General features: G+C 64.1%; 9 protein-coding genes. All 9 read right to left on the bottom strand.

Annotated features, from left to right (window positions below):
• Window positions 1-236: 236 nt before the first annotated feature.
• Window positions 237-1592 (bottom strand): prephenate-dependent tRNA uridine(34) hydroxylase TrhP, encoded by a 1356-nt coding sequence (gene trhP, locus I6G83_RS00690; protein WP_054305311.1) that lies wholly within the window; start codon window positions 1590-1592, stop codon window positions 237-239.
• A gap of 168 nt (window positions 1593-1760) precedes the next feature.
• Complete coding sequence (locus I6G83_RS00685; RefSeq protein ID WP_054305312.1) at window positions 1761-2105, bottom strand: YegP family protein; 345 nt, start codon at window positions 2103-2105, stop codon at window positions 1761-1763.
• A gap of 158 nt (window positions 2106-2263) precedes the next feature.
• Complete coding sequence (baeR, locus tag I6G83_RS00680) at window positions 2264-2980, bottom strand: envelope stress response regulator BaeR (protein ID WP_054305313.1); 717 nt, start codon at window positions 2978-2980, stop codon at window positions 2264-2266.
• On the bottom strand, window positions 2980-4371 hold the full coding sequence (gene baeS / locus I6G83_RS00675) for an envelope stress sensor histidine kinase BaeS (protein ID WP_054305314.1): 1392 nt from the start codon (window positions 4369-4371) through the stop codon (window positions 2980-2982). The genes baeR and baeS overlap by 1 nt, the downstream gene beginning before the upstream one ends.
• Before the next feature lie 52 nt (window positions 4372-4423).
• Window positions 4424-7504 carry a multidrug efflux RND transporter permease subunit MdtC gene (gene mdtC, locus I6G83_RS00670; protein ID WP_054305315.1) on the bottom strand — a complete coding sequence of 1027 codons (3081 nt, stop codon included), beginning with the start codon at window positions 7502-7504 and terminating at the stop codon, window positions 4424-4426.
• Window positions 7501-10620, bottom strand: coding sequence for an MdtB/MuxB family multidrug efflux RND transporter permease subunit (locus tag I6G83_RS00665; protein ID WP_015673362.1), 3120 nt, complete (start codon window positions 10618-10620; stop codon window positions 7501-7503). The genes mdtC and I6G83_RS00665 overlap by 4 nt, the downstream gene beginning before the upstream one ends.
• Window positions 10620-11861, bottom strand: coding sequence for an MdtA/MuxA family multidrug efflux RND transporter periplasmic adaptor subunit (locus I6G83_RS00660; RefSeq protein ID WP_054305316.1), 1242 nt, complete (start codon window positions 11859-11861; stop codon window positions 10620-10622). The genes I6G83_RS00665 and I6G83_RS00660 overlap by 1 nt, the downstream gene beginning before the upstream one ends.
• A gap of 247 nt (window positions 11862-12108) precedes the next feature.
• Entirely contained in the window at window positions 12109-12669 is a 561-nt protein-coding gene (locus I6G83_RS00655) for a GNAT family N-acetyltransferase (protein WP_054305317.1), read from the bottom strand.
• Window positions 12670-12721: 52 nt separating this feature from the next.
• On the bottom strand, window positions 12722-14074 hold the full coding sequence (yegD, locus tag I6G83_RS00650; protein WP_015673359.1) for a molecular chaperone: 1353 nt from the start codon (window positions 14072-14074) through the stop codon (window positions 12722-12724).
• Window positions 14075-14230 lie beyond the last annotated feature (156 nt).

Below are 14230 nucleotides of genomic sequence, written 5' to 3'. Positions count from 1 at the left end.
AAGCCAGCCCAAGGGAGATTGGGCCGGCCAAGGAGGTGGTTCCTAGTATTGCTATGCAAATATTCTCGTTCTTTATTTTAGCGGTTTGATAGTAACGAATTTTTCCGCCGATTGGTGTGATCCAATTCTAATATTTGCACATGTCTGACTTTTATTTTGTGCGCCTCCCCTCCAGTTTAGGATTTTTCCCGCAAATGGAGGGGATATTGCCATTCAACGTTGGCGTTTCGCGCGCGTTATTTTTCCGCTGCGTCGTTTGCCTGCGGTAAATTACGAATCAGCAGGGCGTAGCTGAGGTCGACGTCCGGCGGGATCGGCAGATACACCAGGTGGCCGTTGCCCGGCGCCACCGTTATCGCCTCGTCTTTTTTATTGCGCATCTCCGCCAGCGTAAACTGGATGTTGCCGCCCGGCGTCATCAGCTCCACGCTGTCGCCGCAGGAGAATTTGTTTTTCACATCAACCTCCGCCCAGCCGTCGCGGTGTACGCCGGTGAACTCGCCGACGAACTGCTGCCGCTCGGAAACGGAAGAGCCGTAGTCGTAGTTCTGATGCGCGTCGTGGGTGTGGCGGCGCAGGAAACCCTCGGTATAGCCGCGGTGCGCCAGGCCCTCCAGCGTGGTGAGCAGGCTGGCGTCGAACGGTTTACCGGCGGCGGCGTCGTCGATGGCGCGACGGTAGACCTGCGCGGTGCGGGCGCAGTAGTAGAAGGACTTGGTGCGCCCTTCAATTTTCAGCGAATGCACGCCGAGCTGCGTCAGACGCTCCACGTGCTGAATGGCGCGCAGATCCTTGGAGTTCATGATGTAGGTGCCGTGCTCGTCTTCGAAGGCGCTCATATATTCGCCCGGCTTCTGTGCTTCGGACAGCATAAACACCTTGTCGGTCGGCGCGCCGATGCCGAGCGTCGGCTCCACGGTCTGCACCGCAATCGGCTCATGCAGATGCACGATGTTGCCGGCGTCGTCCTCTTTGCCCTCTTCGGCCTTGTACTGCCAGCGGCAGGCGTTGGTGCAGGTGCCCTGATTCGGGTCGCGCTTGTTGATATAGCCGGACAGCAGGCAGCGGCCGGAGTAGGCCATGCACAGCGCGCCGTGCACGAAGACTTCCAGCTCCATCTCCGGCACCTGGCTGCGGATTTCGGCGATTTCATCCAGCGACAGCTCGCGCGACAGGATGACGCGCGTCAGCCCCATCTGATGCCAGAACTTCACCGTGGCCCAGTTCACCGCGTTGGCCTGCACCGACAGGTGGATCGCCATCTGCGGGAAGGCCTCGCGCACCAGCATAATCAGGCCGGGGTCGGACATGATCAGCGCGTCCGGGCCCATATCCACCACCGGCTTCAGGTCGCGCAGGAAGGTTTTCAGTTTGGCGTTATGCGGTGCGATGTTGACCACCACATAGAATTTTTTGCCCAGCGCGTGCGCCTCGTTGATGCCCTGCGCCAGGTTCTCGTGGTTGAATTCGTTATTGCGCACCCGCAGGCTGTAGCGCGGCTGGCCGGCGTAAACCGCATCGGCGCCGTAGGCGAAGGCGTAACGCATATTTTTCAGCGTGCCGGCCGGGGAGAGGAGTTCCGGTGTAAACATAGTGATTCTCAATCTGATTTCAAGTCAGCGGCGCGCCACCTGATGGCGCGACGAAAGCGGGGATTGTAGCGACAGTGCGCGCGGAAATCAGCAAGTAACCGGAGTTTTTTCGGGGGAATTGATTTATATCATGGTGAGACGCGCAGCGCGGACGCTGCGCGGGGGAAATCAGCCGGCGCTGAGGTCGCGCACGTCGGTGGTCGGGCCGTTTTTAATCACCGACTGAATGCCGTTTTTCGCGGCGCTGTCGGAGCTGTACATCTGGCTGGTGCCGATCACCTGATGGTTTTTGGCCTTCAGCACGAAGTAGGGTTTGCCGTTGCTGCTGACTTTGCTTTCATACTGCGCTTCATGCGGAGAGTTGGTCTGCACCGAGGCGATGCCGTTTTCCGCCGACGCCTTGCTGGTGTACATCTCGCTGGAAAGAATAATTTCGCCGTTGCTGGCTTTTAACGTGAAGTGAAACTGTCCGTTGCTGCCGGATTTTTTTAATTCATAGTGGCCGTTTGCCATGGGTCCTTCTCCTGTAGGTTCAGACATACGAGTAGCCGCCGTCTCTCAGCGGCGGCGCAGGGCCGCTGCTGAAAGCTGCTGCTACTAAGTGTAGCCAAAGCCTTGAATGTCGGAGCGTTGAAGTCGTGCAAAACACGCAGGGCGGCGACGCGCGCGGCTCAGAGGCCGTTCACCAGCCGGCAGGGTTCGGCCTCCCAGCGGTAGCCGACGCCGTAGACGGAGCGGATAAACGCCTTGTCGCCGTCGAGCAGCTCCAGCTTGCGGCGCAGGTTTTTAATATGGCTGTCGATGGTGCGGTCGGTCACCACCCGGTAGTCGTCGTAGAGGTTGTTCAGCAGCTGCTCGCGCGAGAACACATTGCCCGGCTGGCTGGCCAGGGTTTTCAGCAGGCGGAACTCCGCCGGCGTCAGATCCAGCATCTGGCCCTGATAGCTGGCCTGAAAGCGCGGCTCGTCGATATGCAGCAGCGCGTCGTCCTGCCCCTGCTCGCCGGGGCGGTGGCAGCGCCGCAAAATGGTTTTCACCCGCGCCACCACTTCCCGCGGGCTGTACGGCTTGCAGATGTAGTCGTCCGCGCCGATCTCCAGCCCCAGCAGGCGGTCGATCTCTTCGATTTTCGCCGTCACCATCATCACGGGGATATCGCTGAAGCGGCGCAGCTCGCGGCAGACCGTCAGGCCGTCGCTGCCCGGCAGCATCAGGTCCAGCAGGATCAGCGCCGGCGGCTGCTGCTGCACCGCCGGCACCACCTCGCTGCCGTTGGTCAGCCAGCGGGTGGCGTAACCGGCGGCCTGCAGATAATCCACCAGCAGCTGGCCCAGTTTGGGTTCGTCTTCCACGATCATGATCTGTAACGGTTGGTTGAGCGTTTCCATCAGGGGGCCTTGTTCTTTACCGGGGAGCTGGGATAAGGGAATTCTAGCGCAATGCGCACCCCGCCCAAAGGCGAGTGCTGCGCATAAATGCGTCCGCCGTGGGCTTCAGCGATATTCTGGCAGATCGACAGCCCCAGCCCGGAGCCGCCGCTGGCGCGGTTGCGCGAGCCTTCGGTGCGGTAGAAGCGTTCAAGGATGCGCGGCAGCTGATCGTCATGCACGCCGGGGGCGCTGTCCTGCCAGTACAGCAGCAGGCTGCCGGGCTTCACTTCGGCGCCGATCTCCAGCGTGCCGCCGGCGTCGGTATAGCGCAGGCTGTTTTCCAGCAGATTGTTAAACAGCTGGTGGAGACGATCCGGGTCGCCGAACAGCGGCGCGCGCTCCGGCAGGTGGGTGACGATCTGCAGCCCCTTGGCGTGGAAGCGCTCACGGAAGGCGGCGACCGACACCTGCAGCAGATGGACGCAGTCCACCTGCGATTTGCGGTAGGCCAGCGCGCCGAGGTCGGACAGCGACAGCTGGTGCAAATCATCCACCAGTTTGGTCAGCGTGGCGACTTCCGCCTGCAGCGAGCCGAGCGAATCCGGCGTCGGCTGGCGCACGCCGTCCTGCAGCGCCTCCAGTTCGCCGCGCAGCACCGCCAGCGGGGTGCGCAGCTCGTGGGAGACGTCGGCCATAAACGCTCGGCGCATGCGTTCGTTTTTTTCCAGCGAGGTGGCGAGCTGGTTAAAGTCCTGCGCCAGCCGCCCCAGTTCATCCTGGCTGCTGACCGCGACGCGGGCGCTGAAATCGCCGGCCGCCAGCCGGTGGGTGCCGGCCACCAGACGCTTGACCGGCGCCAGCAGGCCGCGCGACATCAGCAGCGTGGCGGCGGCGGCCAGCAGCGCCGACAGCGCGGCAATCAGCCAGCTGGTGCGTTTCTGCTGACGATCGAAGTTGATGTCGGCGTTGCGCGTCAGCCGCTCCGGCGGCGTGGCGATCACCCAGCCGACGATCTGATTGTTATAGCGGATCGGCTGCCGGGTGCCCTCTTTGGGGAGCGGGCCGCTGTGGCCCACCAGACGGCGGAACTGGCTGTCGACCACCCAAAACTGCGTGCGCCAGCCCTTCGGCGGCAGGTTATGGCTGCTGTCGCTGCTCTGCTCAAACGAACGCATAATCTGGTACACCACCCGATCGTTGTTGCGCAGAAACGCCCAGTTGCCGTGGCGGCTGTACTGATCTTCCAGCGCGTCGCTCAGCATGGCGATGCGCTGCTCGTTGCTGTGCTTGATGTAGTCGATAAAACCGCGTTCAAAGCTGAGGCGCACGCCCCAGTGCATGGTGAGCAGCACCAGCATACAGGTGGCGAAGATGGCCAGGAACAGCTTGCCGGTAATGCCTATTTTCATTCAATCCTCGTTGCGCGTGTCTGGCGCGCGGTTCTGGGTTTACGGCGCTGCGCTACTCCGGCAGCGGCTGCAGTTTCTTGCCGCGGCGCAGGCGCGTCTGCAGGCGGTCGAAATAGAGATAGACCACCGGCGTGGTGTACAGCGTCAGCAGCTGGCTCATCAGCAGCCCGCCGGCGATGGTGATCCCCAGCGGCTGACGCAGCTCTGCGCCGTCGCCGCTGGTCACTACCAGCGGCAGCGCGCCGAACAGCGCCGCCAGCGTGGTCATCATGATCGGCCTAAAGCGCAGCAGGCTGGCCTGGAAAATCGCCTCGCGCGCGCTGATGCCGCCGCGGCGCTGCGCGTCGAGCGCAAAGTCGACCATCATGATGGCGTTCTTTTTCACGATGCCGATCAGCAGCATGATGCCGATCAGCGCAATCAGGCTGAAGGCCGCGCCGAACAGTTCCAGCGCCAGCAGCGCGCCCACCCCGGCGGAGGGCAGGGTGGAGAGAATGGTCAGCGGGTGAATATAGCTCTCATACAGCACGCCGAGCACGATATACACCGTGGCGATCGCCGCCAGGATCAGGAACAGCTGCGAGCGCAGCGTCTCCTGATACAGCTGCGCAGTGCCGGCGAAGGCGCCGCGCACCGTCGGCGGTACGCCGAGCCCGGTCATCGCGCGCTCAATGGCCGCGGTGGCGTCGGACAGGCTGCCGCCGTCCGGCAGGTTGAACGAGATGGTCGACGCCGCCGTCAGGCCCTGATGGTTGACCGACAGCGGCGCGTTGGCCGGCCGCCAGCTGGCGAAGTAGGAGAGCGGGATGGCCTTGCCCTCTTTGTTGATCACAAACATCTTCTCCAGCGCGCTGACGTCCTGGGTATACGGCGGCGCGACTTCCATCACCACCTTGTACTGGTTGAGCGGCTGATAGATGGTGGAGATCTGCCGCTGACCGAAGGCGTTGTTCAGCAGGTTATTGGCGTCGCTGACGGAAATGCCGAGGCGCGCCATGGTTTCGCGGTCGTAGACCAGATCCAGCTCCGAGCCTTTGTCCTGCTGATCGGAGTTTACGTCCGCCAGCGCCGGCAGTTTCGCCAGCGCGGCGCGGATCTTCGGCTCCCATTCGCGCAGCGCGCCGAGATCGTCCGCCAGCAGCGTGTACTGGTAGCTGGCGTTGGCCTGGCGGCCGCCGGCGCGGATATCCTGCACCGCCATCAGGAACAGGTTGGCGCCCGGCTCTTTCGCCAGCTTGCCGCGCAGGCGGGCGATCACCTGCTGGGCGCTGCTGCTGCGTTCGGAGAGCGGCTTCAGCGAGATAAACATCGAGCCGGAGTTGGTGCGTGAACCGCCGGTAAAGCCGGTGACGTTATCCACGTCCGGGTCTTCACGCACGATTTTCATAAAGTCTTCCAGCTTGCTGCGCATCGCCTGGAAGGAGATGCTCTGGTCCGCCTGAATAAAGCCCATCAGCCGGCCGGTGTCCTGCTCGGGGAAAAAGGTTTTCGGGATGCTGACGTACAGCCAGACGTTGAGGGCGATGGTGGCGAGAAACAGCGCCAGCACCCAGCGCGCATGGCCCAGCACCCAGTTGAGCGAACGGCCGTAGCCCTGCTGCAGCGCGTTGAGCAGGCGTCCGAAGCCGCGCGTGCGGCGCTGGGCGCGCGCCGGCTGGTGGCGCAGCAGATAGGCGCACATCATCGGCGTCAGCGTCAGCGAGATAATCAGCGACAGGCCGATGGACACCGACAGCGTGACGGCGAACTCGCGGAACAGCCGGCCGGGCAACCCCTCCATCAGCAGCAGCGGAATAAATACCGCCACCAGCGACACGCTCATCGACAGCACGGTAAAGCCGACCTCACGGGCCCCCTGTAACGCGGCGTTGATCGGCCTGACGCCGGCTTCAACGTGGCGCGAGATATTCTCCAGCACCACGATGGCGTCATCCACCACAAAGCCGGTGGCGACGGTCAGCGCCATCAGCGACAGGTTGTTCAGGCTGAAGCCGCACAGGTACATGGCGGCGAAGGTGCCGATCAGCGACACCGGCACCGCCACCGCCGGGATCAGCGTGGCGCGGCCGGAGCGCAGGAAGATAAACACCACCAGAATCACCAGCGCGATGGCGATCGCCAGCGACTGCTCCACCTCCGCCAGCGAGGCGCGGATGGTCGGCGAGCGATCCTGCGCGATATTCAGCTGGATCGACGCCGGGATATTCTCCTGCAGGTCCGGCAGTTCGGCGCGGATGCGGTCGATGGTGGCGATAATATTGGCGTCCGGCGCGCGGCTGACGGTCATGATGATCGCCGGTTTGGCGTTGGTCATGCCGGCGTTGCGCACGTTCTGCACCGAGTCTTTCACCTCGGCCACGTCGCCGAGGCGCACCGCCGAGCCGTTGTTGTAGTGAACGATCAGCGGCTGATAGTCGGCGGCGGTTTTCAGCTCGTCGTTGGTCTGCAGTTGCCAGCGCTGCTGCGGATTTTCCAGCGCGCCCTGCGGCTTGCGCACGTTGGCGCTGCTGATGGCCTGGCGCACGCTGTCGAGCGACACCCCCTGATTGAACAGCGCGCCGGGATTGAGCTCGACCCGCACCGCCGGCAGCGAGCTGCCGCCCACCGACACGTCGCCGACCCCTTCGGTCTGGGCGATGCGCTGCGCCAGCTGGGTGGAGGCGAAATCATACAGCTGCCCCTGACTGTAGGTGTCGGAGGTCAGCGTCAGGATCATGATCGGCGCGTCGGACGGGTTGACCTTGCGATAGCTGGGACGGCTCGGCATGCCGCTCGGCAGCAGGCTCTGCGCCGCGTTAATCGCCGCCTGCACGTCGCGCGCCGCGCCGTTGATATCGCGATCCAGATCGAACTGCAAAATCACGCGGCTGCTGCCGAGCGAGCTCATCGAGGTCATTTCATTCACCCCGGCGATGCGCCCCAGCGCGCGCTCCAGCGGCGTCGCCACCGACGAGGCCATGGTCTCCGGCGAGGCGCCGGGCAGCGAGGCGCTGACCACGATCACCGGGAAATCCACCTGCGGCAGCGGCGAGACCGGCAGCAGGCGAAAGCCCATCACGCCGGCGATGGCGATCGCCAGCGTCAGCAGGGTGGTGGCCACCGGGCGATGAATAAACAGCGCAAAGAATCTCACGGCAGCTCCTGCGCGTCCGGCCGGCGGCGGGTGTTGCGCGCCAGTTTGTCAAACAGCAGGTAGATCACCGGGGTGGTGAACAGCGTCAGGATCTGGCTCATCACCAGGCCGCCCACCATGCAGACCCCCAGCGGCTGACGCAGCTCCGCGCCGACGCCGGTGCTGAGCATCAGCGGCAGCGCGCCGAGCAGCGCCGCCAGCGTGGTCATCAGGATCGGCCGAAAGCGCAGCAGGCAGGCCTGATAGATGGCGTCGTACGGCGTCATGCCCTGTTCGCGCTCCGCCGCCAGCGCAAAGTCGATCATCATGATGGCGTTTTTCTTCACGATGCCGATCAGCAAAATAATGCCGATGATGGCGATCACGTCCAGATCGTTGCCGGCCATCATCAGCGCCAGCAGCGCGCCGACGCCGGCGGTCGGCAGCGTCGACAGGATGGTTACCGGGTGGATAAAGCTTTCATACAGCACGCCGAGCACGATATACATCGCCACGATCGCCGCCAGAATCAGCCACAGCGTGCTGCCGAGCGCCGCCTGGAACGCCAGCGTCGCGCCCTGGAAGCGGGTGCTGATATCTTTCGGCAGGTTGAGGCGCGCCTCCGCCTGGGTAATGGCGTCCACCGCCTCGCCGAGCGAATAGCCGTCGGCGACGTTAAACGACACCGTCGCCGACGGGAACTGGTCGAGATGGTTGACCGACAGCGGGCCGAAGCGCTCCTCCACCCTGGCGATGCTGCGCAGCGGCACCATGGCGCCGTCGCTGCCGGCCAGCCGGATATCGTCCAGCGCCGCCAGGCCCGGAGTCTGGCTGACGTCGTGCTCCAGCACCACGCGGTACTGGTTGGCCTGGGTGTAGATGGTGGAGATCAGCCGCTGGCCGAAGGCGTTGTACAGCGCGTTATCGACATCGCTCATGCTGACGCCGAGGCGCGCGGCCGAATCGCGGTCGACGTTGACGTAGGCCACCAGCCCGCGGTCGAGCCAGTCGCTGGTGACGTCGGCCAGCTGCGGCGCCTGCTTCAGTTCGTTCATCAGCTGCGGCACCCACAGGCTCAGCTCATCCAGCGACATCGCCTGCAGCGTCACCTGATACTGGGTGCGGCTCACCTGGGTGTCGATGGTCAGATCCTGCACCGGCTGCAGGTAGAGCTTCACGCCGGGGATGTTGGCCGTTTGCTGCTGCAGGCGGCTGATTACCGCCGGGATCCGTTCGCTGCGCTCGCTGAGCGGCTTCAGGTTGATCTGCAGCCGGCCGCTGTTGAGCGTGGCGTTGCTGCCGTCGATGCCGACGAAGGAGGTCAGGCTTTCGACCGCCGGATCCTTGAGGATTTGCGCGGCGACCTGCTGCTGACGCTCGGCCATATTGCTGAAGGAGACGCTCTGCGGCGCCTCCAGCGTGCCCTGAATAATGCCGTTGTCCTGCACCGGGAAGAAGCCTTTCGGGATCAACAGGTACAGCAGCACCGTCAGCGCCAGCGTGGCGCACGCCACCCCCAGCGTCAGCCACGGGTGGTTCAGCACGCTTTTCAGCCACACGCCGTAACGGGCGATCACCCGTTCGAAAAAGCGTTCGCTGGCGGCGGAGAAGCGGTTCTGTTTACGCAGCGACTCGTGGCTCAGCATGCGCGCGCACATCATCGGCGTCAGCGTCAGCGACACCACGGCGGAGATCAGAATCGCCACCGCCAGCGTGACGGCGAACTCGCGGAACAGGCGGCCGACGATATCGCCCATAAACAGCAGCGGGATCAGCACCGCCACCAGCGAGAAGGTGAGGGAGATAATGGTAAAGCCGATCTCGCCGGCGCCTTTCAGCGCGGCGTCCAGCGGCTTCTCGCCTTTTTCGATATAGCGCGAGATATTTTCGATCACCACGATGGCGTCATCGACCACAAACCCGGTGGCGATGGTCAGCGCCATCAGCGTCAGGTTATTGACGGAAAAACCGAGGAAATACATGGCGGCGAAGGTGCCGACCAGCGACAGCGGCACCGCCACGCTGGGAATGATGGTGGCCGGCACGTTGCGCAGGAAGACGTAAATCACCATCACCACCAGCGCGATGGCCAGCAGCAGCTCGGACTGCACGTCGCTGACCGAGGCGCGGATGGTGGTGGTGCGGTCGGTCAGCACTTTCACGTCCACCGATTTCGGCAGGCTTTTCACCAGCGTCGGCAGCATCTCGCGAATGCTGTCGGCGGTGGTGATCACGTTCACTCCCGGCTGGCGCTGAATATTCAGCACGATGGCCTGATCCTTATTGGCCCAGGCCGCCAGTTTGCTGTTCTCGGCGCCCTGTTCGACGGTGGCGATATCCCGCAGGCGGATCGCCGCGCCGTCTTTGTAGGCGACGATCAGCTGGCGGTAGTCGTCGGCGGACTTCATCTGGTCGTTGGCCGACAGCGTGACCGAGCGGGTAGGGCCGTCCAGGCTGCCTTTGGCGGAGTTGACGTTGGCGTTGCTGATGGCGCTGCGCACCGTTTCGCTGTCCAGCCCGTAGGCCGCCACCGCCGCGGCGTTCAGCTTGACGCGCACCGCCGGGCGCTGCCCGCCGGACAGGGTGACCAGCCCGACGCCGGTGACCTGCGAGATTTTCTGCGCGACGCGGGTTTCCACCATATCTTCCACCTGCGTCATCGGCATGGCGCTGGAGGTGACCGCCAGCGTCATGATCGGCGGGTCGGCCGGGTTGACCTTGCTGTAGATCGGCGGGTAGGGCAGGTCGTTCGGCAGCAGGTTGCTGGCCGAGTTGATGGCCGCCTGCACTTCCTGTTCGGCCACGTCGAGCGGCAGCTCCAGCTGGAACTGCAGCGTCACCACCGACGCGCCGCCGGAGCTTTGCGACGACATCTGTTTCAGCCCGGACATCTGGCCGAACTGCCGCTCCAGCGGCGCGGTGATCGCCGAGGTCACCACGTCAGGGCTGGCGCCGGGGTACAGCGTCACCACCTGAATGGTGGGGTAATCCACTTCCGGCAGGGCGGATACCGGCAGCGCGCGGTAGCCGATGATGCCCGCCAGCAGGATGGCCACCATAAAGAGCGTGGTGGCGACCGGACGCAGGATAAACAGGCGGGACGGCCCGCCGTTAGCCTTATGCGGCGTCGGCTGCATCAGGATTTCCCCTGAACTTGCGGCTGGCGGCGCGGCGTTGCGGCCGCCGGCGTTTCCTGCGGCGTCAGCACTTCAACCTGAATGCCGTCGGTCAGACGATCGATGCCGTCGGTGACCACCCGGTCGCCGGCGCTCAGGCCGGCGGTGACCACCACCTGACTGCTGTCCTGCACGCCGGTAGTGATGCGGTGTTTGCTGACGGTGTTGTCATCCCCCAGCGTCCAGACGAAGTTGCCCTCATTGTCCATCTGCAGCGCCGCGGTCGGGATTACCACCGCGTTGTGCAGGGTGTCCACCTTCAGCCGCGCGTTGACGAACTGATTGGGGAACAGCGCGTCGTCCTGATTGTTAAAGCGCGCCTTGAGCTTGATGGTGCCGGTGGCGGTATCGATCTGGTTATCCAGACTCAGCAGGCTGCCGGTCGCCAACTGCTGTGAATTGGTGCGGTCCCAGGCTTCGACCGCCACCGCGCCGGCTTTCTGCGCTTTGAGCAGATCGGCGATATTGCCTTCCGGCAGGGTAAACACCACGTCGATCGGCCGGGTCTGGGTGATCACCACCAGCGGCGTGCTGCTGCCGCTGGTGATGTAGTTGCCGACGTCAACCTGCTTGAGCCCCACGCGGCCGTCGATCGGCGCGGTGATGCGGCTGTAGGTGATCTGCAGTTTGGCGCTGTCCACCGCGCCCTGGTCGGCCTTGATCGCCCCTTCGGTCTGGCGCACCAGCGCCCGCTGCGCGTCCAGCTCCTGGCGGGAGATCAGATTGGTTTTCACCAGCTGCTGATAGCGCGCCAAATCCTGTCTGGCGTTGGCCAGCGTCGCCTGGTCTTTCGCCAGCTGGCCTTCGGCCTGCGTCAGCTGCACCTGGAACGGCCGCGGGTCGATCTCCGCCAGCAGATCGCCGGCTTTCACCTGTTGGCCTTCGGTGAAGTGAATGGCCATCAGCTGCCCGTCGACCCGGCTGGTGACGGTGACGGTATTCGCCGCGCTGGCGGTGCCGAGGCCGGACAGGTAGCGCGGCACGGTCTGCTGCATGGCGGTCGCCGCCTGTACCGGCGACATCGGCATCTTGCGCCGGCCGCCGTTACTCGCCTGTTTGCCGGCCGCCTGACGGGCGGATGGCAGCGGTTCAACGGGGGCGGCGGCGAAGAAGTGTCGCCAAATCAACACGGCGGCGATAACCAGCAGCGCGAGAACGACAAGGCGCAGGATCAGGGAGCGGCGTTGAGGTTTTGCATTCATGACGATGAAAATACTCCAAAGGCGGGCAACAAGCCGAAAGGCCAACTTCTTATAGGATACTAGTTTACCGGCCGCGACCGGGATAAAAATGGAGGAAAAATGGAGGAATCGTCAGTTTTCCATGAAGAGTACGCGGTTTTCTCCGGTTTTGCCGATGCGTGGCGCTACTGAAGCGCCTTCCGGGCGAGGGCTGGTCATGTGATGATGGAAATTCGGGCCGGGCTGATGAAGCTGAAAGCGAACTCCGTCAGCCCGTCTGCGCCTGCCACTGCTGCCGGCTCAGGCGGTACACAATGTGTTTGCGCAGGCGGTGGCCCGGCGGCAGGCGCGGATGCTCAAAATACTCGTCGGCGCAATGCATGCCGATGCGCTCCATCACCCGGCGCGAGGGGAGATTGACGGTGGCGGTAAACGACACCACTTCCGGCAGCTGCAGCTGGGTAAACGCATGATGCAGCGCCGCGCGCGCGGCTTCGCTGGCGAAGCCTTGTCCCCAGTGGGCGGCGGCCAGACGCCAGCCGATCTCCACGCACGGGGCCAGCGGCAGGTCGTCGCCGACCTGCGCCAGGCCGACAAAGCCGATAAAGGGGGCGATGCCCGGCCGCTCGACGGCCCATAATCCCCAGCCGTGCTGCTGCATAAACCGGCGGAACGTGGCGGCCTGCGCCCTGCTGGCCTCTGCCGACAGCGGCGCGGGGAAGTAACGCATCACCTGCGGGTCGGCGTTCAGCGCGGCGAAGGCGGGCAGATCCTCATCGCGCCAGGCGCGCAGACGTAAACGTTCGGTATTCAGCGTGACGACAGGCATCGTGGTTACCTCTGTAGGGGGCGCGACGCTGGCGTCGCGCCCGAGGGCGATGTTAACGGAACAGCGTCTGCGCCCAGCGCGCCAGCCCGGCGGTGACCGAGCCGAAATCATTGCCGCCGACGATCGGAATGCCGGGCAGCTGTTGCTGCAGCGCCGCGCGCAGCAGCGGCGAACGGGCGCTGCCGCCGGTCAGGTAGATAACGTCCGGCTGCGTCTGGCTGGTGGCCAGCGCGGCGGTGACCTGCTCCTGAATACGCTGCAGCGGCTGGGAGATTGCGTCCGCCAGCTGTCCCTGGCTGATGATTTCCGCCAGCTCCGGCTGGACAAACGCCAGCGGCACGCGGGTGGTTTCCTCGCCGGAGAGGGCGATTTTACTCTCTTCCGCCGCGCGCACCAGCCGGTAGCTCAGGCGCTGACGATACACCTGCAGCAGACGCCGCACCTTTTCCGGCTCCGCCGCATCGCGGATCAGATCGTTCAGCAGCCTGGCGTTGGCGCTGCTGTAAAACTCATTCTGCGCCGGCACGTCGTTGGTGGCGACCGCATTCCAGTATGGCAGCGCCGGCAGGGCGATGCCTTTTTCAGTTTCGCCGCCCATGCCGAACAGCGGCATCAGCTGCTTGAACGCCAGCATGATATCCAGATCGTTGCCGCCGACGCGGCAGCCGCTGTGGCCGATCAGGCTCTGCTGGCGCTCGGCGCTGTCGCGCCACTGCGGCCCCATCAACAGCACCGAGCAGTCGGTGGTGCCGCCGCCGATATCGACCACCAGCACGGTTTTCTCTTCTTGCAGCGTGGCTTCAAAATCCAGACCGGCGGCCACCGGCTCAAACTGGAACTCAATCTGTTTAAAACCGGCGCGCTGGGCGGCGCGCAGCAGGATGCCCTGCGCCTGGCGGTTGGCCTCTTCGCCGCCGGTGCCCTGGAAGTTGATCGGCCGGCCGATCACCGTCTGCTCGATCTGCTGCTGCAGCACGCCTTCCGCCTGCCGTTTGATATGGAACATCATGGCGCAGACCAGGTCTTCAAACAGCGCGATTTGCTGCGCCTTCAGCCCGTTGGCGCCGAGGAATGATTTCGGCGAGCGGACGAAGTACACCTCTTCCGGGTCCTCAACGTACTGCGCCAGCGCCTGCAGGCCGAACTGCAGGCTGTCGGCGTTGACCGGAATATCCTCTTCGCGGTTGAAGCTGACGGCGCGGCGCAGCAGCTGCTGATTTTCTTCGCTGCCGGTCGGCACCTGCCAGTGGCGGTGCAGACATTCGCTGACCGCCTCGCGGCTCGGCGCGCACAGCATCGACGGCAGATACGGTTCGTTGTTTTCCAGCGCCAGCAGTTCCGGGCCGTTTTCCCGCATTACCGCAACGGAACAGTTGGCCGTTCCGTAGTCAAATCCTATAAACATTTTCGTTCCCCATGCCAATGAAGGGGGGCGACTTTACCCGAGAGCGGGCGTCCGGGCAATGCAGCGCGTGCCGGACGGCGAAAATTTTAGCGATGGCGGTAAGGAGATGCTTAACTAAGCCTATCTTGATGTCCGAATTCCGCACGTCAGTCCGCA

The sequence above is a fragment of the Serratia rubidaea genome (genome assembly GCF_016026735.1).
GTDB classification, from domain to species: Bacteria; Pseudomonadota; Gammaproteobacteria; order Enterobacterales; family Enterobacteriaceae; genus Serratia_B; species Serratia_B rubidaea.
This window is presented reverse-complemented; position numbering and strand designations above follow the sequence as displayed.